This window comes from Pseudothermotoga hypogea DSM 11164 = NBRC 106472, assembly GCF_000816145.1.
GTDB lineage: Bacteria > Thermotogota > Thermotogae > Thermotogales > DSM-5069 > Pseudothermotoga_A > Pseudothermotoga_A hypogea.
The window spans coordinates 1450928-1470282 of record NZ_CP007141.1 but is presented as its reverse complement, the minus strand read 5'-3'; the positions used below and the strand labels follow the sequence as shown (position 1 = coordinate 1470282).

Below are 19355 nucleotides of genomic sequence, written 5' to 3'. Positions count from 1 at the left end.
GGGATTTTCATTGCCGGAGAAGTTCTGTTCTTTCTGTGGTAGACCCGCGAGCCAGGTTGGAAAGTTGATAGCTGGTCCGAGCGCTTACATATGTGACGAGTGCGTGGAATTGTTCCACGATCTCTTGACGAGCGACAAACGTGTCAAGAGAGAACGCAGAAAACCCCTTCCAAAACCTGCCGAGATAAAGGCGGAACTCGACAAGTACGTGATCGGCCAGGAGAGGGCCAAAAGAATCATTTCCGTGGCCGTGTACAACCATTACAAAAGAGTTTTCTACGGTGGGAATCTCGACGACGTCGAAATGGAAAAGTCGAACATCATGATGATAGGCCCCACCGGGTGTGGTAAAACGTTGATAGCCCGCGTTCTGGCAAAGATACTGGACGTACCTTTCGCTATAGCCGACGCGACCCCACTCACTGAAGCCGGTTACGTGGGTGAGGACGTCGAGAACGTTCTACTGCGCCTGTTGGAAGTCACTAATTTCGACATAGAGAGGGCTCAATACGGGATCATCTACATAGATGAGATCGACAAGATTGCAAGGAAATCTCCGAATCCTTCGATAACGAGGGATGTTTCCGGCGAAGGTGTGCAGCAGGGATTGCTGAAGATCGTCGAAGGTACCATCGCGAACGTACCACCCCAGGGTGGGAGGAAACATCCGTATCAGGAGTTCATCAAGGTGGACACGACGAACATACTGTTCATAGTGGGTGGAGCCTTCGATGGGCTGGAAGAGATCATCAAGAGAAGGATCCAGAGCTCATCAATAGGCTTTGGAGCTGAGATAAAGAGTAAGAAGCAAATGAGAATCGGTGAGATCCTCGCACACGTCACGCCAGATGATCTTGTCCAGTACGGTCTGATTCCCGAGTTCGTGGGACGCTTTCCCGTCATCGCAACTCTGGACGATCTCACTGAAGAAGATCTTGTGAGGATACTCAGTGAGCCAAAGAATGCGCTGATAAAACAGTACAAAAAGCTGTTCGAATTGGACAACATCCAGCTCGAGATAGAGCCCGAAGCGCTGACTGCTATCGCCAGAAAAGCTCTGTCTCTTGGCACAGGTGCAAGGGCTTTGAGAAACGTTTTTGAAGAGATCATGATGGATGCGATGTTCGAGTTGCCCTCCTCACACGACGTTGAAAAGGTTATCATTACCGCGGCGGCAGTTGAAGGAAAGGAAAAACCAAGACTGGTGATGCGAGAGATCGCGTGATGGTAGTACTCGCCGTAGAGACCTCGTGCGACGAAACTTCAGTTGCAGTGATCGATGAGGAGAGGATCCTTTCAAACGTTGTGTCATCCCAGGTGAAGCTGCACGAACCCTTCGGTGGAGTGGTCCCAGAAGTCGCAGCAAGGCAACATCTGAGGAATTTACCCCAGATCTTTCAAAGAGCTGTCGAGGAAGCGAAGCTCGATTTGAACGAGATCGATCTTGTTGCTGTCACCCATGGTCCCGGGCTCATCGGCGCACTGATGGTCGGCGTTTCCTTCGCCAAGGGTCTCAGCCTGGCTTTGGAAAAACCCATCGTCGGTGTGAACCACCTGTTGGGACACGTCTACGCGGCGAAGTTGAGTTTCCCGCAACTTGAACCACCGTTCCTTGCCCTGCTTGTTAGTGGCGGGCACACCGAGTTGCTTCTCTTCACGGACGATCCCACCAGACCCGAGCTGGTAGGACGAACTGTGGATGACGCTGCGGGAGAGGCCTTCGATAAAGTTGCGAGATTGCTCCAGCTGGGTTATCCTGGAGGTCCTGCGATAGAGAGGGCGGCCAGATCTGGAGATCCGCATCGCTACCATTTACCAAGGGCGATGCTGGAGAAAGACAATTTGGACTTCAGCTTCTCTGGTTTGAAGACAGCGGTGCTTTACCTGCTCAAAGACGAACCGAACGCGAACAGATCTGACGTGGCGGCCTCGTTTCAGGAGGCTGTGGTGGATGTGCTCGTTTGGAAAACCTTGCGCGCCGCGGAGTTGAAGAAGGTAAAGAGGTTGGTCCTGGTGGGTGGCGTGGCTGCCAATCTCAGATTGAGGGAAAGACTCGCGGAGGAATGTTCGAAGAGGAACTATGAATTCTACGTTCCGCCCGTGGAACTCTGCGTGGACAACGCGGCCATGATCGCTCGGGCCGCGATAGAACTCGCGCGTAGAGGAAAGTTTTCTGATCTCAGCTTGAACGCCGTTCCATACCTCTCTTTTTGAGCAACTTCTGTCTTATCCTCGCGGCTTTCTCGGCAAGGATCAACACGTGTCCACTGTCGATGTAGATGGCACTTCTGGCCTGCGCACCGTAGGTCAAATTCACCATCTTGTTCGAGTAGGTTGCGTTTTCTCTGAGTTGCTTGGCTGTCATGTTGTTGACGGGAACTATGGCCCTGATCCTGTCAGCGTTCACGAACACGCCTTTCGTGATCTGTACAAACATACCGTTCACTTCCAATCAGAACCAGTCTCTCATGGAAAAGAGCATCGGTTCTCCATGTGGGTTCAACAGTTTGTGGTTCACGACCAAACCGTTGTAGATCACATGATCGCCACTTTCAAACCTGCCGACGAGCTCACACTCAAAGTACGCGATCACACCTTCGACGATTGGCAACTTCAATTTTTCACTTTCGAACCATCGAACCTTCGAAAATTTGTCCACGTTCCTGCTCGAATAATACCCGAAGAGTTCGCCGATCTCTTTCTGCTTCTTGTCCAAAACCTGGATCGAAAATTTCTTGCTTTTCTCCATGACCTCCGCCGTTTTTCTCGTTGGTCCCAGCGCAACGGCCAACATGGCCGGTTTGAAAGAAGACTGCATCACCCATGCCGCAGCAAGACCAGCCCTCTCGTTCTCCGTACAAGTGGAAACTATGTAGACACCTTGAATCAGACAGTCGAAGGCACTCTTGTACACAGATTCTCACCTCGCGAGAGGTTTTCACAACAATTATACCTCAAACCGAATAGTGCTTTCTCAGCTCTTCGTTGAACGGCAGGCTCAAGATCTCATCGATGACCGCAACGACCTGTTCGTACGATCTGGTTCGTGGGTCTCTGATGAGAATCTCTTCCAGCACTTTTCTGTCTCTCGAGAAGAACGCCTCCAGGTTCCACTCCATCCTCAATATTCGAGGCCAGAGGTAGAATTTCTTTATCCTTTCTGTCAGATCCGGCTCGACTTTCTCTCTGTGAATCCCTTCTTTGTCCACCCACACGGGCAGTTCCATCACCAGATCGTCGGGGAAATCCTTCAACGTTCCCTGGTTTTCCACATTCAAAAACAGTCTGACTTTTTTGTTGTTCGAAATCGCGTTGATGAAAGGAACGTGTTGCTCACCGCTCATTCTGCCCTTCCTGAAGATCTCGGCAAAAGCTTCCGTCAACTTCACACTCGGATCGAGTTCGACTTGTCGTGCGAGCTCTATTAACCTTTTTCTGGCATTCCTCAGCAATTCATGAAGCTTGGGCCTCTCCACTTCGTTGTCTATCCCTCCAAATTCGCCGAACCATCTCCTTTTCGTCTCGAGATTGTAGTGATACTTCCATGTCCCGTTCCTCACGGTGTCACCTATCGGGAGCATGCCGTAGAACCTGTACATGTCCATCGCGCAGGGCGACATTTGAATGTCCCAAGGACTCTTCGCTTTCCAATGTGGAAGTTCCTTCTCTATCCATTCATCCAGAAGTGGATAAGCATCCTTTCCTTCGTATCTGAACCTGTTCAACCAAATGCCGTGGTTCACACCGGCAACCTGCCAATCGACTTTTTCCGGCTCGAGCTTCAGCCTCTCGAAGACTTCGTACACGCCGGCCACACCGTGGCAGAACCCCACGATGTTGACTTTCGTGGTCCGTCTCACCGCCTGCGTGATTTCAAAAACAGGGTTTGCAGTCTGCATGAGATAGGCACTCGGTGCCAGTCTTTCCATCTTTTTTGCGATGTCGATCGCAAGCTTTATGTCCGGATAAGACGAAAGAACGTAGGTGTATGTCGAAACCATGCTCAGCTTTTGACTGTCTATACCCCTGTAATAACCATGTTTCTCGGCGATCTCCGTGACGGCGTCCCACCTTCGAAATCCATCCTCGTGATGTCTTGGGTCGTACGGAAAAGCCGTATTTATCACAAAGTCTGCACCCTCGATGGCTTCGTCCATTTGAGCTGTCTTAACGATCTTGACTGGTGAGCCGAGCTCGTGAACGTACTTCTTCGCAAGGACGTACGATGCGTTCAGTCTCTCCTCGTTGATGTCCATCAAACAGATGTGCGTATCACTCTTGGAGAGTTCCTCCGTCTGTGCTATGTCGCCTATGATTTGTTGCGCAAACCTCACGCTTCCTGCGCCTATTATGGTGATCTTCATGCTCACTACCTCCCCGATTCACGATCCCTTCAACGTGAAGGTCTTATCCGTCAGATTCACCTCGAGCTTGACGTCGCCCGACTTTGTCCCAAAGGCTTCGATCAGGTACGAAGGCTCATCGTTGAAGACGTTCAACACCTTTGCCCTCCCACCGAGCAATCGGAGCGTCTGTTGAAAGATTCTATCGGACGAATCGTCGTAGAGTGACAGATCATCGCTCAGAATTATCATGTTGTCCAGCACAGCACAGGTGTACGCATAGATCTCTCGCTCAGTCTGACTCAGCTCTGTTTTCTGTGATCTGAGCAAAAGGCAATCTGGATCGTTCTGCCAGAGCCTTCTGTTCATGAAAGATCGTGTGATCGCATTCCTCAGCGCCCACTTCGCTGCAGGAATACCACGATCGGGCAGATCCTCTCCCCAGTACGGTGCGGTGTCTGGACCTATCCTCATTCCGTCCACCAAACCGACCGCAGGGAGCAAAGGTGAACCGCAACCCAACACAAAAGCATCTCCGACAGCTTTTCTTATCACTCTCAATCCCTCTCTGAAAGCCTCGACTGGACTGATCGGTCTGAACCTCTCACCAGGAATTGCTCCCGCGAAGAGAAAATCGATCTTGAAGTAAGAAAACCCCATCTGCCGCAACGAGCTGAAGAGGTCGAACAACCACTTTTTGACATCCTCTCTGCTCAAATCAAGCGCGTAGATTTTTCTGTTCCAGTTTCTGTACGCCAGTTTCGGTGCGCCGTTCTTTTTCACCACCCAGTCTGGGTGCTGTTGAAACAGCTTAGAAGTCTCAGAAACACTGAACGGTGCAGTCCATATCCCAGGTTCAAACCCCTTCTCAAGGATTGTCTTTGCAATCTCATCGAGTTTTGGAAAACCCTCTTTCGTGTCCAACCAATCTCCTATGTCTGCCTCGTAGCCATCGTCGATCTGAAAGACCCTCACCGAATATTTCCTCGCCAGTTCCAGATTCTTTAAAACCTCTGGCCAGGTCAAGTCCAAAAAGTAGTGATACCAGCTGCACCATCCAGTGAATCGATCTTCTTTGAAGCGAGCTTCATTCTGTTTCGCCACCATCTCGGCATACCGAGTGAGCAGTTCATAGTTGTCGGAATTCTCCATCAAAACGAAAGTTTCCAGGGGAACGTAGTCTTCAAAAAACGTATCGAAATACTCTAAGTAGGCCACCAAATCTTGATCCTCGAACGCAAAGAATGGATGTGCGAACTTCGAGGTGAGAAAACCATACAGCTTTCCGTCCTCCGCCACAAAATAGTCACTCAAGAGCGTTCTTTCCAGCAACTCAGGCACCAAAGATACTGCGTACTGCCAATCTTTGTCCACACTGCCAACTTGGAATTGCCCAAGATCCATCATCCTACACGGACCCCACGATTGCCAGTTGTTCAGAAAAGCTCGCTTTGGAGCCTTGGTCCTGAAGATCTCGATCCTTCCGACCTTGCCCTTCAACCATCCGTTCAAGATCCAGCCGAAGTCAGTCTTTCGAAGTTCGGCCTTCAAAGAAAAATCTTTCGTTTCGACCTTCAACTCACCCTCCATCATTTTTCTTCCGAAAATCTCCATGTCCATCCCCCCAGTTTCATTCCGAATTTTTCTTGATAAACTCCACGATCTCTTGAACATAACCAAAGGCGAGAGCCACGTAGGTGTCTGCAGCACCGTAGTAAATCGCAAGCCTTCCAGTTTTTCCATCGCACAGCGCCGCGCACGGAAAGACCACATTAGGAACGAAACCACACACTTCGTAGTCTTCTTCGGGTGTCAGCAAATAATACTTGCTCCTGTACAAAACCTTCGCGGGGTCATCCAAATCCAGCAGCGCTGCACCGAAACTGTAAACGTAGCCGTTGCAAGTCAATGTCACACCATGATAGATCAAGAGCCATCCTTCGCTTGTCTCTATCGGTACAGGCCCTGCTCCTATCTTCAAGTTTTCCCACCAGTTGTTGCTACTTCTTCCCATCACCCACCTATGGTTGCCCCAGTGCACCATATCGAAACTCTCGCTCAAGAAGATGTCACCAAACGGTGTGTGGCCCATATCGCTTGGTCTGTTCAACATCACGTACTTGCCGTGAATCTTTCTCGGGAACAGAACTCCGTTTCTGTTACACGGTACGAAGGCGTTCGGTAGTCTGGTGAAGTTCTTGAAATCCTTCGTCATTCCAACTCCTATCGTTGGACCGTGATCGTCCGTGCAGAAGGTTATGTAATGGGTGTCCTCTATCTTCACGAGTCTTGGATCGTACGCGTAGACTACGGGGAAATCTCGACCATCGAGATCTCTCCACTGGATGGGTTCTTCGTCTATCTTCCAATCGATCCCATCTTCGCTCCAGCCGACGTGAAGGAAAGGTTTCGTGTTCTTGTGATCGATTCTGAAGATTCCCACAAACTTACCGTCGTAAGGCAATACTGCGGAGTTGAAAACACGTGCGCCCTTCCTGATGGGATTCCTCTTGGTTATCGGGTTCTTGCTGTATCTCCAAAGAACACCCTCAAAACCTGATGGTCTTTCCTCCCACGGCATGAACGAAAGCTCTTCACAATAGATCTTCAAATTCACCACCCCCGAATGTTCTGCGTTGAACGCACAAAAAAAGCCGCCTGACAGCGGCAAACGAGCCTCGTGAATCAATAACTCGGTGGGCTGACGACCCATACACCGATCGCTGTGACTTTGCCAATGTTTTTCCATCTGTGTGGTACTGTCGAAGGATAGGTTATGCTGTCACCTTCGTTCAACACGACTTTCTTGTCTCCGAGGGTTATCTCCACAGTACCCTGTATCACGATACCAGATTCTATTCCTTCGTGCGCGTAAAACGCATCGCCACTGTCGCAACCCGGTTCGAGGTAGGATATGAACATCAAATAAGCCTTGTTCTTCGCTGAGATCAGTTCGTAAGTCAGACCTGGAGAGACAATCACCTTGCGTCGTTCGTTCTTTCTCACTACCCCCTTGAGTGCCTGCTCGCCCACCTCCTGCTCGACGAGCGAAATGATCGTTTCGCCAAGTGCGGTCAGTATTTTCTTGAGTGTGCTCAGAGAGGGCGACACTCTCCCATGCTCGATCTGGCTGATCAAACCCGGGGTGACTCCCGCAAGGCTTGCGAGCTCTCTCACCGTCATTTGCTTGGCTTGTCTGAGCGCCCTTATCTTTTGACCTATGTTGTCAAGTTCTTCGCCCATCCACTCACTCTCCCATCACCAAACGTGTGAAGTCACCGTAGAGTCTTAGCAATCTCTCGAACTCAGCTTCGTCGTAGAACTTGATTTGTCTTCGACCGAAGTACTTCGCCACCTCAACGCAGAAACGAGCCGCAAGTTCTATATCGACTTCGTGTGAAGCCCCAGTTGCACAACCAGCCACCGGCACCTCAGTCGTTATGGCAACCCCCACGACAGGCGTGTTCGGTGCGACCGTACAAGGTTGCATGATGCTGTTTATGTGATACACGCCGTTGTCATAAGCTGTTATGTCCTGCATGGTGATCGGGAGCACGAACGCTGCCGTGCCACATACCCTTTCGTAGATGTCCAACAAGTCTTCCGACACTCTTAGTATATAACCTCTTAACACAGTTGGTGAAATTGCAAAACCTTTTTTCTTGGCGATCCTGTTTCCCTTCGTCGTGTCGATCGACAGGATCGCATCGACGCGCCTGCTGAGCATGAGTTTCAAAGCTTCCCTGACACCAATCGGTGAGTCCATGAACGGTACGGGTTTGTGCTCTTTAGTTGGCGCATCCGGACAGATGTGCGTGGTGACGAAGACGGTTCCCACGAGCTCTTCACCTTTTTGCTTCATCTGGGCGAGCTTCAGGGCGCAAGCCAGCGCGGCGATCGCTCCATCCGCATCGCTTACCAGTCCCACCATCTCCGGCCTTGCGCCTACTCCACCCAACTGACCAACTATGCCCAAAACTGGTGCCGAAGCATCGCTTCCAGAGATCGTGATTCTCACAATATCCGTCTTGCCACGCGGTGTTTTCACAGTCTCGTACTCTGCATGCACGCCTTCAAAATCTTTGAACAAATCACACACCTTTCGACCGTCAACAGCAGGATCGTCGAGAATCTCCATTGCCGTGAGAACTTGCATCAACATGTTCACACCTCCGCATAAAGATGGCATCTCACCTTTCGGCCTCTGAAGTCTATCAGCGGTGGTTTTTCGTCACATTTGCTGAAAGCGAAATCGCACCTCGTTTTGAAGGGACACCCTTTTGGTGGGTTCAAGGGGCTTGGTATCTCACCTTTGAGTGAGAAATCGTTCAGATTATCAGTTCCAGCGGTCGGAATCGCCGCCACGAGGGCTTTCGTGTAGGGATGTAGGGGATCTTGAATTATCCTTTCCGTCTCTCCCATCTCCATGACCTGACCGAGGTACATCACCATCGTGTGATCCGAGAGATGGTAAACGACCTTCAAGTCGTGCGTGATCAAAATATAAGTCAAAGCGAACTCACGTTTGAGTTCCATCAGAAGGTTCAGTATCTGCGCTTGGACCGAGACATCCAACGCCGATGTGGGTTCATCAAGGATGAGAAGTTTCGGCCTTAAAACCAAACACCTTGCTATCGCCACTCTCTGCTTCTGCCCACCACTGAGCTGGTGAGGATATTTCGACAGCACGTCCTCGGTCAATCGCACAGCCTTCAGGATTTCGAGTACCAGCTTTCGTCTCTCTTCTTTGCTCCCCATTTTCTGTATTCTCAGGCCTTCTTCTATGCTGAACAGAACTGTCTTTCTTGGATCGAGCGAACTGTCTGGATCCTGAAAGACCATCTGTATCTCTCGATGGCCCGATCCCTTCAGAGCTGTCCCCATGAATTGGATCGAGCCCGTTGTGGGTTTGTGTATGCCACAGAGGATACGTGCGATTGTTGATTTTCCAGAACCGCTCTCACCCACTATGCTGAACACGGTGTTCTCTTCGACGGTGAACGAAACATCCTGAACAGCCCTCAAGAACTTGACAGGCCTTCCAAACACATCGAATTCGACAGGAAAATCCTTCGAAAGATTTTCAACTTTCAGCATCGTTCAGATCCCAGCCTTCTCATACAACCAGCACTTGACGATCCTGTCCTTCATTTGAACTTCAGGCGGTTCCTGCCGAGAGCACACTTCCAGCTTCTTGTTGCACCTCGGATGGAACCGACAACCCGACGGTGGGTCGAGCAAGCTCGGCACGTTTCCTTCGATCGAATGCAACTTCGAACCTTTCCTCTTCAGATTCGGCACCGAAGCGATCAATCCCTGAGTGTAAGGGTGCAGGGGATCTTCAAAGAGCTGTTTCGCTGGCGATATTTCACAGATCTTTCCTGCGTACATGACGATGATCCTGTCAGCTATCTGTGATACAACACTCAGATCATGGCTTATGAACAGTATCGAAGTTCTCGAGCTGGATTTCAACTGCTTGAACAAACGCATGATCTGTGCCTGTATTGTCACATCCAGTGCAGTGGTGGGCTCATCGGCGATGAGCAGTTTCGGCTCACACAGCATCGCCATAGCGATCATAGCCCTCTGTCTCATGCCCCCACTGTATTCGAAAGGATACCTCTCGAGCATTTTCTCCGCTTCAGGGATACCAAGTTTTGCCATCGTTTCTATGACCCTCTTTCTGGCCTCCTCTTTGCCCATCTTGAAGTTCTCTTCCAGCACTTCACAAAGTTGTTGGCCTATCTTCATGTTGGGATTCAGCGAATTGAGAGGATTCTGAAAGACCATACTCATCTTCTTTCCCCTGGGATGATCGTTTCCCGAGGTTATGTCGACACCATCGAAGAGGATTCTGCCTCTCGCCACTCTCGCATTCTTGGCCAGCAGTCCCATGATCGCCAGGGCCGTCACGCTCTTTCCAGAGCCGCTCTCACCGACGAGACCTACACACTCACTTTCGAACACGCTGAAAGTAACTCCATCAGGAGCACAGAATTTTCCGAGTCTGGTTTTGAATTCAACCGCGAGATCTTCCACGAGCAGGAGGGGATTCAAAACTCCCTCCTCCTTTCCTGAAAGTACTGCTTCACCTCTTGCAACAGTTTCTCGTCCGTCGCGAGATCGTACACGGTGAACGCGAGTGCCTTTGTCGCTCTCAGCATCGCCTGGTAACCCTCGGGTGAGTTTGCCGCTTTTGCGAATTCTCTCGTGTGCGTCGGTATGGGCTTGCCATTCGTGATGTTTATGTACGCATGGATGGAAGGTACAACGTGGCTCACCTCTCCCATGTCAGTCGATCCAACTCCCTGTTCGTACGTTCTCGGTACAACTTCTTCACCCACGAGCCTGTAGTTCTCTTCCAGCTTCTTGGCGAGCGGTACGTTGACGTACACTTCCAGCATCTGCTCCTGACGAACCACGTTCGATCTGCAGTCGGCCATGTCGCCCGCAGCTCTGACGAGAGTGAAGAACCTCTCTTCGAGCCCTTCAAGTTGTTCAACCCGCAAGGCTCTGATACCGATCTCCGCACTCGTGTACTCCGGTATGGTGTTGAAAGACTGACCTCCATTCGTTATGATCCCGTGGATCCTGACTTTCTCCGGAAGTTGCTGTCTCCAAAGACCTATTGCATTGAACAAGAGAATCATCGCATCCAAAGCGTTCTTACCACTTACAGGATCTGCGGCGGCGTGGGCTGAACGTCCAAAGAATTCCACCTTGTAGCGACGTATCGCATAAGATATGTCGAAACCTGTACTCATGGAAGCTGGATGTATCATCATCGCGACATCAACGTCTTCGAATACTCCCGCCTTTATGAGCTCCTTTTTCCCCGCTCCTTTTTCCTCCGCGGGACAACCCACGACCAACAGCGTGAACTGTAAATCTTGCAAAGCCTTCTTGAGAGCCACCGCGGCTCCACAACTCATGACACCTATCATGTTGTGTCCGCACGCATGGCCTATCTCGGGCAACGCGTCGTACTCTGCGAGCAACGCGATCTTTGGCCTTCCTTTTCCTGTTTCTGCCAAGAACGCGGTGTTCAACCCCGCGACGTTTCTTCTGACCGAAAAATCGTTTTCTTCTAAGAAGTTCGCGAGCAAGCTGGAAGACTCCTTCTCTTCGTAGGAGAGTTCGGCAAGATCGAAGATCTTTTTCGCCAGATCGATGAGCTGTTCTTCCATCGAATCCACCATTTGGGCGATCTTTTCCTTCATTTTCTTTCCCCCTCAGCTCTTCAATCTTGGATCGAGCAGGTCCCTCAACCCGTCACCAAGGATGTTGAAACCAAGACATGTGAACAATATCGCGAGTCCTGGGAACAACGCCATGTGTGGCGCAGTTTGCAGATAGTTCTTCGCCTCAGCTAACATGCTACCCCAAGAGGGCGTAGGTGGTTGAATCCCCAACCCCAGGAAACTGAGAGTCGCTTCACTTATCACCGCACCAGCAAAGTTCAGCGAGCTGTAGATGATCAGCACGGGCACGATGTTGGGTAAAATATGATGAAAGATGATCCAGAGGTGCGAGGCACCCAAGGTTCGAGCGGCCAAAACGAATTCTTCGTTTTTGACGTTCAAAACCGCACTCCTAACTATCCTCGAGAAACTCGGTACCATGACGATCCCTATCGCCAACATCGCGTTGAACAATCCTGCACCAAGTACAGCCATCATGGCGATAGCCAAGAGCACGTACGGAAAAGACAGCAAGGAATCCATGAAACGCATGATCAGTGCGTCGAAGAATCCACCAAAATAACCTGCAACGATGCCGAGCACAGTCCCGATCATCGCGCCTATACCAACAGCAATGACTCCAACAACGAGCGAGATACGGCTACCGTAGACCAGCCTCGAGAATATGTCCCTACCGTAGTCGTCGGTACCGAGGATATGCCCACCTTCGCCAGGTTTGGCGAAGATGTAGAAAAAGTCCATCTCATCGACTTCGTGCGTGGCGATGAGCGGTGCGAAGATGGCGAAGAAGACGTTCAAAAGAACGATCGAGAGTCCGAACAGAATCTGCTTGTTCAATCTCACCTCAGACACCCCTGTAGGTCTGCCTGATCTTCGGATTTATGAAAGCATAGGCTATATCGACGGCCAGATTGACGAAGATGTACAAGATTGCAGTGAAGAGAACTTCTCCCTGAACGAGCATGTAGTCACGCCTGAATATCCCATCGACCATGAGTTTTCCGAGTCCTGGCAACGCGAACACAGTCTCGGTCAAGACGGCACCTGCGAGCAGATTCCCCAACTGCAAACCTATTACAGTTATGACTGGTACAAGTGCGTTCCTCAGCGCGTGCCTGTAGAGGATCAAAGTTCTTCTTAGACCTTTGGCGTAAGCGGTTCTTATGTAGTCTTGGTTCAAAACTTCCAACATGCTCGAACGCGTGAAGCGCGCGATCGTTCCAGTCGAAAGGATCCCGAGTGCTAGCGATGGCAAAATGAAATGACTCACGACGTCCCACAACCCCTTGGTTGGATCGCCCAGGCCAACCGCCGGGAGCCAACCGAGTTCCAAGGAGAAAACTATGATGAGCATCATGCCGAACCAAAAGATCGGCATGGAAAGGCCCATCAATGCCAAGATCGTGACCAAGAGATCTATGAAGGAGTTGTGCTTCATCGCAGCCATGACGCCTGCTGGTATACCTATGCTCACCGCGATCACGAGTGCACACAGACTCAGCGTGATGGTTACAGGAAGCCTTTCCAATATCAACGAGAGTACGCTCTGTCTGTAGACGAGCGATATGCCAAGGTCCCCCATGAGAACCCTCTTCAGGTAGATGAGAAATTGTACCGGCAAAGGTCTATCTAAACCGAGTTGTTGTCTGAATCTGGCGATGTCTTCAGCACGGGCCTGTGGACCTAAGAGAATCATCGCCGGATCGCCCGGGATCAGTTTCATCAACAAGAACGCTGTCAAGATGACGAAGAAGAGCGTGGGTATAAGCTGGATGATCCTCTTCGCAACGTACTTCCCCATTCGATCACTCCAAAGAAAGAGAGGGCGCTCGCGCGCCCTCTATCACTTCTCAACCCATACATTGGTGCCAGGTGCGTACAGTCTGATCATCATGTCCGGTGAAGGTTTGTAGCCCCTCACCTTCTTGTTCACGCCGTTCACGACCAGCTTGTGCCACAACGGGAAGTAGTACAGATCTTTCATGATCAATTCTTCAGCCTTCCTGTAATACTGTGTTCTCTGCTCTTGATCGACAGAAGATTCACCGAGTTCAATCAGCCTGTCCACCTCGGGATTGTTGTATCCACCACCATTTCCGTAAGTTCCCTTTCTCGACGAGTGGAACATGTAGAAGATGAAGAATTCTGGGTCTGGGTACCATGTCCAGCCTATCGTGTACGCGTCCGCATCAGCCTTCGACGTGACGGCGGTGAAACTACCCCACTCGAGTGACTGAACTTCGATTTCGAACCCTACTTTCTTCAACATGGATTGGATAATAACTGCAGCCTTTCTCCTGTTCGGATCTTCGGGCGTGTATATGGTCATCTTCACAGGTTTGCCGTCGTATCCTGCCTCTTTCAACAACTGCTTGGCCTTCTCTGGATCGTATCCTGTGTAGAAGGATTTCACGTTCGGATTGTACGCCCAAGAGCCGGGTGGTATCGGACCGTAAGCAGCGATCCCCGTTCCGTTGGGGAATATGACCTTGACGAGCTGTTCGATATCTATACCTCTGAAGAAAGCTTCTCTGACTCTCTTGTCCGTCGTGGGACCTTTCATCGAGTTCATGTACACGGCATAGACGTTGCAGCCACCCACCGCCATCGCCTGAACGTTGGGGTTGGCGTTCAGCTTCGGTATGTCTTGGTCCAGCACATCGCTGGTGATGTCCACCTCTCCACTGAGCAACGCCATGGTCAACACGGACTTGTCGGGTATGAACTTGTAGATGATCTGCTTCAAGTAGGGCCTTTCTCCCCAATAATCTTCGTTCCTTTCGAACACCATGTGGCTGTCCTTGACCCATTCGACCATCTTGAACGGGCCCGTCCCAACGGGATGCAACGTGAACTGGTCCTTCCAACCTTCACACTCCTCCTTCGGCACGATGGCAGCTCCGACGTCGGTGAGCACTGTCAGGAAAGGTGCGTACGGGTATTTCAGTACGACTTTCACCGTGTAGCGATCGAGCACTTCGACGTGGTCAACCATGTACAACCTCACCATCGGTGAAATGGTGATTGCTCTCTCAAAGCTGTACTTGACGTCTTCTGCCGTCACTTCTCTACCGTCCTGGAACTTGCCCTTCTGGAATCGAACACCCTTTCTCAGTTTGAAGGTCCATTCCTTCAAATCTGGGCTGACTTCCCAAGATTCCGCGAGCAACGGATGGATCTGTTTGACATCCGCGTCGTAGGCGACGAGCGTTTCGAAGACGTTCCTCATGACCTGGGCTGAGGCGAGGTCCTGGTACATCGCTGGATCCATCGTTGTTGGGTTCTGATCCGAACCCACACGGATCACAGAGTCGTAACTCGGTGCAGCAACGAGTGATGCGAAGAATGCCAGAACGATTAACGAAACTGCCAACCTTTTCACGCAACACACCCCCTCTCAGAGTAAAAAATTCCTCAGATAGTTCGCAAGGATTCTGCGTGCACTCAACACGATGCCATTCGTTTTCGTTCTGAAAAGTTCTTCGTGTTTCAACCCAAACCCCATGCAGTCGAGATAGACGAGCTGTTCTTGCGACAAATCCACGTTCAGGTCTGAGCTTCGATAGGGTGAGAACACAACACAGTTCGTTCTCGATCCGACCTTCGACCAACGCTTCATAGCATTCGCACACTGCTGCGGTTCAGGAACGACGACTGTGACTCGGTCCAGCTTGGGCATAGCCGAGAAAAAGGAATCGATAACCCTGTAAGGCAATATGAAACGATCGCTGTCGAACTCACCTGTACAGAGAAGTACGCAAAGACCCTCACACTCGATCTGAGTAAGCTTTTGAATCACCCACTGGTGGGAGATGTAGGCAACAGAACCGTCACGTTTTCTGCTCACCAGCAAATCGTCGTCGTTCGAAGGTTTGTAGATGCTCGGATCCACACCGTCTATGAGTCCTATCTCTCTGTAAGGTAGGTCCGGTTTACCCATCAAGTTCAACAGTTCCGGTATCACATCGTCCCGCGGTGTCTCTCCGATGGTGATGAAGCAGATCAAGAGAAGACCTCCCTCGTTTTGATTTAAATAGTAAACGCCATATAGTTTGTCAATAGAGGACGAGCAGGCTCGAGAACAGTTGAGGGAGGCGACTAAACTTCGAACACCTTGCGTGCGAAATCTTTGAGGAGGCACAGTTGATCGAGCAAATCGAGAACGGTGCATCTTTCCCTTATCGTGTTGGAAACCAAGATCAGTTTCACAATGAATTCGGGATCGTACTGTGCGAACAACTCTTCGACACGGATCGCTTCGAGCGCTGATTCAACTTTTTCGAGGAATTTCTCGTACGTGGGCTTCAAGGTTCTTCTCACGTGATCGAGGTCTATCTGCTTGGGTTCGATCTTCCTCTCGTACAGGTTCATGAACCTCTTCGCTTTCTCCTCCCCAAAGAAATCTGAAAGAACGCGAAACCTTTCCTCGTTAGTCAGGCACGTTCTTTTCAATCTGACATCCTCGAAGATCACCCTGTACGCCTTCAGCGTGACGTAGGTTCCCATCGCCACGGAAAGCCCGTGGAACGGTGGTATTTCGTTTATAGCTTCGTGGTACATCTCGAGCGTGTGAGAAATCAAATGTTCTGCTCCAGATGCCGGCCGAGAATTACCAACAATGGTGATGTTCAAACCTGAAACCAAAAGAACATTCATGAGTCTCAAAACAGCCTCTTTGCTTCTACTGAGTACTCTTTCTGAATCATCCAAAACGACCTCGAGTTCATCTCTCAGCTGGTCCCAAGCGAAGTCGCAGATGGGTTCACCAATCAAAAGATTGCTGAGCATCCAGTCCAGTCTCGCTGTGACCTTCGCCGCGATATCACCGATGCCTGCCCTCAAAAGATCAATCGGGGCTTCACTCAGAATCGTCATGTCCACCACAACTTTCTTTGGAACAACCGCTTGCGCCGTGGTTTTTTCACCGTTCACAAGTATCGCCGCAACGCAGGAGGTGTATCCGTCCACGGAGGGAGCGGTGGGAAAGCATGAAAAACTTTTACCAGCCAGATGCGCAGCGTACTTGGCGATGTCCGTCAAGCTACCGGAACCGACCGAGACGATCAGATCACTTCTGAGTTGTGACATCACTTTCTCGACGTTCTCCATCGTGGCCAGAACTCTGGGAGAACCTTCAAGTTTGATCGTCCTCGCAGCAGGTGTTTCCACCAGCTTCGCGGTGTTTTCATCTACCAGGTAAGTGGCATTCTCGAAGAAATCGTCGATGTTTTTGAATGCGTTCTCTTCAAAAACGATCTCTATCTTCGGCACGCTGTGGACTTTTCCACAGGTGCATTTGAAACTCTCTTTCAGATCTTTCTGCAACGCGATCACCGAAGCAAGTATACAACGTACTTTTGAGCAAGATCGACGAAAAACAAAAAAGCCCCATCTTTGGGGCTGGAACTTCAATATTTATCTGTTCATGTTGCTCGTCTCGTTCGATCAAATGTTGCACACGCTGTTGATGGTACTCTTTCTGATTTTCAATTCTTCGCGTTCGATTCGAGAGATGATCTTTGATCTTTCATGCCGAGGAGCACGATTTTTTTCTAACTCTTCAACGAAGAAAACGTCATTTTAGACCAAGGCCAATGTACGATCCCACCCTCTGAACGGTTCAGTTTCTTGAGGAGCGTTCCCCATAACTTTGTATGCGGACAAAGAACGGTGAAAGTGTTCATTTTCGAGATTGACAAGGCGTGTCGAGCTTGGATCAAGACATTCTGTGACTATAGGTTCATAAAGTTTAAGTACTTGACAGTCAAAACTTTTAACCATATAATCTCCATGGTGATCGATGTGGATAGCAGAAGAATGATCGAGTCCATTGTGGAAATCACGTTGAGGTTTTCGCAGATGATAAAGTTTCACCCAGAGCTGGAGAAACTTCGAGCGGTGGAACTTTACGCGCTCTTCTACCTGATCAAGTATGGACCCTGCAAGATGAAAGAGCTCGCGGACGCACTCTCGATGACAAAAGCGAACGTGACGCACCTCGTCGACGTCCTGGAGAAGAAAGGGTTCGTGAAAAGAACACCCGACGAATCTGACCGCAGGGTGATACAACTTCGCGTCACACAGCATGGTGAAAGAGTCTACAACGAGCTGATCGAGGAACTATCGAAGCTTGTTGACAGAGTTGTGGCTGAACTCGATCCAGACGATTCGATGCTCATATCCAAAGGTTTCGAAAAGTTCCTTGCGATCTTCATCGATTCCAAGGGGGCGGAAGTATGATCGCAGTCACCGGGGCTACTGGACATTTGGGAAACGTGCTCGTGAGAAAATTGGTCGGCATGGGTGAAAACGTCCGCGCACTCGTGGCGCCGTTCGAGGACACTAAACCATTGGAAGGTTTGAACGTCGAGATTTTCAAAGGTGACATAAGGGATCGGCAAACCATCGAGAGGTTCTGCGAAGGTGCACGAACGGTCTTTCACCTCGCGGCTGTCATCTCCATATTTGGAAGAAGAAAACTCGTTTACGATGTGAACATGAACGGGACGAGAAACATCGTTGAAGCCTGCCTCAAAAACAACTCCAAACTCGTCTATGTGAGTTCGGTCCACGCTTTCGCCGAACTTTCCAAAGGTTCGCTCATAGACGAAACTGTGCCCATAGATCCAGCTAAGGTCACAGGGTGCTACGCCAAATCGAAAGCGATCGCCACGAACCTGGTTCTCGAGGCGACCAAACGCGGGCTCGACGCCGTCGTGGTCTGTCCCACCGGGATAGTAGGTCCTTACGATTGGCGTATCTCAGAGATGGGGAATTTACTCTTGCTCCATCTGAGAGGTAGGCTCAAGGTCGCGGTCGAAGGAAGCTTCGATTTCGTCGATGTGAGAGACGTTGCGGACGCATTGGTGTCGGCATCCAAAATTGCAAAGACTGGAGAAATTTACATCGTCGGTGGTACACATGTCACCGTGAAGGCACTCGTTCAAACCTTGGACAAGATAGAGCCCAAACGTTCTGTTAAGATGTTCCTTCCCATCTGGCTCGCATACATCGTTTCGAGTTTCACATCACTCGCACAACTGTTCGGCAAAAAGAGCATCTTCACACCCTACGCAGTCTACACGCTCAGCAGGAACTATGTTTATTCACACACGAAGGCTTCAAAAGAGCTCGGATACACACCGAGGCCCATAGAGGATTCGTTGAAAGACGCACTCGAGTGGTTCAAGCGAGCTTTCCATTTCGAATCGAGAACGGCCATGAACACAGTGTGAAACTCATTCGTTCTTCGTCACGATGAGCGTGTTCCCGCTCGTTGTGGCGGTGCTCGGATTATTCAACCGAAACGAATTCAGAAGGTTGATCGTGGCTTCCAACTTCACAGAGGGATTCTCGTGGATCAAGGTCACCTTCACGTACTTCTTTGGTTTCGGAGGAGGAGAGTTGATGGTCTCGACAAAGAACACAGTCGAAGTCGAAGAAAGATTGATTTCGGCTATGAGCGTTGGCGTTGAATTCGTCGAAGTCTTGACGTAGAACGCTCCGTTTTCATAACCGAAAGCAAGTTCAGTCGCGGTGAGTGTTATCTCTTGTATCGACGTAGTGGTGGCGTTTGCGTCCTCTGCCAGCGTCAGTTCTTTTCTGAGTATCTCGAGCACCTTTCGCATTTCTTCGAAGGTCGTGTATTCTTGCTGTGTGAACTGCGCATTCTTGATGGGAAGATAGAAGAGCATCGAAATTATCGCAAAAACGACACCGAGGATTATCAACACGATCAAGAGTTCTATCAAGGTGAAACCGTCCTTACGAGAGAAGATGAGTTTTGACATTCAAATGCCTCCACGGT

20 protein-coding genes are annotated in these 19355 nt (G+C 50.2%); 4 read left to right on the top strand and 16 right to left on the bottom strand.

Translation table 11 applies throughout. The features are described 5' to 3' along the window. The first annotated feature begins 10 nt into the window (after nucleotides 1-10). On the top strand, nucleotides 11-1225 hold the full coding sequence (clpX, locus tag AJ81_RS07195) for an ATP-dependent Clp protease ATP-binding subunit ClpX (protein ID WP_031504316.1): 1215 nt from the start codon (nucleotides 11-13) through the stop codon (nucleotides 1223-1225). Continuing rightward, nucleotides 1225-2214 (top strand): tRNA (adenosine(37)-N6)-threonylcarbamoyltransferase complex transferase subunit TsaD, encoded by a 990-nt coding sequence (gene tsaD, locus AJ81_RS07190; protein WP_031504318.1) that lies wholly within the window; start codon nucleotides 1225-1227, stop codon nucleotides 2212-2214. The genes clpX and tsaD overlap by 1 nt, the downstream gene beginning before the upstream one ends. On the opposite strand, the gene AJ81_RS07185 is transcribed toward tsaD, so the two are convergent. The 15 genes from AJ81_RS07185 to AJ81_RS07115 all read right to left on the bottom strand — a co-directional run bounded on the left by AJ81_RS07185 (nucleotide 2180) and on the right by AJ81_RS07115 (nucleotide 16873). After that, the gene (locus tag AJ81_RS07185) at nucleotides 2180-2437 is read right to left on the bottom strand and encodes a DUF370 domain-containing protein (RefSeq protein WP_031504320.1); all 258 of its coding nucleotides are present in this window, start codon (nucleotides 2435-2437) and stop codon (nucleotides 2180-2182) included. The two genes, tsaD and AJ81_RS07185, sit on opposite strands and share 35 nt — an antisense overlap. A gap of 15 nt (nucleotides 2438-2452) precedes the next feature. After that, complete coding sequence (locus AJ81_RS07180; RefSeq protein WP_051368744.1) at nucleotides 2453-2914, bottom strand: flavin reductase family protein; 462 nt, start codon at nucleotides 2912-2914, stop codon at nucleotides 2453-2455. A 40-nt stretch (nucleotides 2915-2954) separates the two neighbouring features. Continuing rightward, nucleotides 2955-4364: an alpha-glucosidase AglA gene (gene aglA, locus AJ81_RS07175; RefSeq protein WP_031504326.1), complete on the bottom strand. Its 1410-nt coding sequence runs from the start codon at nucleotides 4362-4364 to the stop codon at nucleotides 2955-2957. 18 nt (nucleotides 4365-4382) lie between these two features. Continuing rightward, the gene (locus AJ81_RS07170; protein ID WP_031504328.1) at nucleotides 4383-5957 is read right to left on the bottom strand and encodes a glycoside hydrolase family 36 protein; all 1575 of its coding nucleotides are present in this window, start codon (nucleotides 5955-5957) and stop codon (nucleotides 4383-4385) included. A 16-nt stretch (nucleotides 5958-5973) separates the two neighbouring features. Beyond that, entirely contained in the window at nucleotides 5974-6924 is a 951-nt protein-coding gene (locus AJ81_RS07165; RefSeq protein ID WP_193789292.1) for a glycoside hydrolase family 130 protein, read from the bottom strand. Nucleotides 6925-7028: 104 nt separating this feature from the next. Then, a complete protein-coding gene (locus AJ81_RS07160) occupies nucleotides 7029-7586 on the bottom strand; it encodes a cupin domain-containing protein (protein WP_031504332.1) in 558 nt (185 codons plus the stop codon). A 4-nt stretch (nucleotides 7587-7590) separates the two neighbouring features. After that, nucleotides 7591-8505, bottom strand: a complete 915-nt coding sequence (locus tag AJ81_RS07155; RefSeq protein ID WP_031504334.1) for a DUF1177 domain-containing protein — start codon at nucleotides 8503-8505, stop codon at nucleotides 7591-7593. Nucleotides 8506-8507: 2 nt separating this feature from the next. After that, nucleotides 8508-9440, bottom strand: a complete 933-nt coding sequence (locus tag AJ81_RS07150) for an ABC transporter ATP-binding protein (protein ID WP_031504335.1) — start codon at nucleotides 9438-9440, stop codon at nucleotides 8508-8510. A gap of 3 nt (nucleotides 9441-9443) precedes the next feature. Beyond that, the gene (locus tag AJ81_RS07145) at nucleotides 9444-10403 is read right to left on the bottom strand and encodes an ABC transporter ATP-binding protein (RefSeq protein WP_031504337.1); all 960 of its coding nucleotides are present in this window, start codon (nucleotides 10401-10403) and stop codon (nucleotides 9444-9446) included. Beyond that, nucleotides 10400-11566 (bottom strand): M20 family metallopeptidase, encoded by a 1167-nt coding sequence (locus tag AJ81_RS07140; protein WP_031504339.1) that lies wholly within the window; start codon nucleotides 11564-11566, stop codon nucleotides 10400-10402. Before AJ81_RS07140 ends, AJ81_RS07145 begins: the two co-directional genes overlap by 4 nt. Nucleotides 11567-11578: 12 nt before the next feature. Next, nucleotides 11579-12391, bottom strand: coding sequence for an ABC transporter permease (locus tag AJ81_RS07135; RefSeq protein ID WP_031504340.1), 813 nt, complete (start codon nucleotides 12389-12391; stop codon nucleotides 11579-11581). Nucleotide 12392: 1 nt separating this feature from the next. Next, complete coding sequence (locus AJ81_RS07130; protein ID WP_031504342.1) at nucleotides 12393-13349, bottom strand: ABC transporter permease; 957 nt, start codon at nucleotides 13347-13349, stop codon at nucleotides 12393-12395. A 42-nt stretch (nucleotides 13350-13391) separates the two neighbouring features. After that, nucleotides 13392-14930 carry an ABC transporter substrate-binding protein gene (locus AJ81_RS07125; protein ID WP_031504344.1) on the bottom strand — a complete coding sequence of 513 codons (1539 nt, stop codon included), beginning with the start codon at nucleotides 14928-14930 and terminating at the stop codon, nucleotides 13392-13394. A 15-nt stretch (nucleotides 14931-14945) separates the two neighbouring features. After that, a complete protein-coding gene (locus AJ81_RS07120; protein ID WP_031504346.1) occupies nucleotides 14946-15554 on the bottom strand; it encodes an AroM family protein in 609 nt (202 codons plus the stop codon). A 92-nt stretch (nucleotides 15555-15646) separates the two neighbouring features. After that, a complete protein-coding gene (locus AJ81_RS07115; RefSeq protein WP_031504348.1) occupies nucleotides 15647-16873 on the bottom strand; it encodes an iron-containing alcohol dehydrogenase in 1227 nt (408 codons plus the stop codon). A 534-nt stretch (nucleotides 16874-17407) separates the two neighbouring features. Here AJ81_RS07115 and AJ81_RS07110 point away from each other — a divergent pair. Continuing rightward, nucleotides 17408-17788: a MarR family winged helix-turn-helix transcriptional regulator gene (locus tag AJ81_RS07110; protein ID WP_157724361.1), complete on the top strand. Its 381-nt coding sequence runs from the start codon at nucleotides 17408-17410 to the stop codon at nucleotides 17786-17788. Beyond that, nucleotides 17785-18783 (top strand): NAD-dependent epimerase/dehydratase family protein, encoded by a 999-nt coding sequence (locus AJ81_RS07105; RefSeq protein WP_031504352.1) that lies wholly within the window; start codon nucleotides 17785-17787, stop codon nucleotides 18781-18783. Before AJ81_RS07110 ends, AJ81_RS07105 begins: the two co-directional genes overlap by 4 nt. Nucleotides 18784-18786: 3 nt before the next feature. On the opposite strand, the gene AJ81_RS07100 is transcribed toward AJ81_RS07105, so the two are convergent. Continuing rightward, nucleotides 18787-19338 carry a prepilin-type N-terminal cleavage/methylation domain-containing protein gene (locus AJ81_RS07100; protein ID WP_038059752.1) on the bottom strand — a complete coding sequence of 184 codons (552 nt, stop codon included), beginning with the start codon at nucleotides 19336-19338 and terminating at the stop codon, nucleotides 18787-18789. Between the last annotated feature and the right edge of the window lie 17 nt (nucleotides 19339-19355).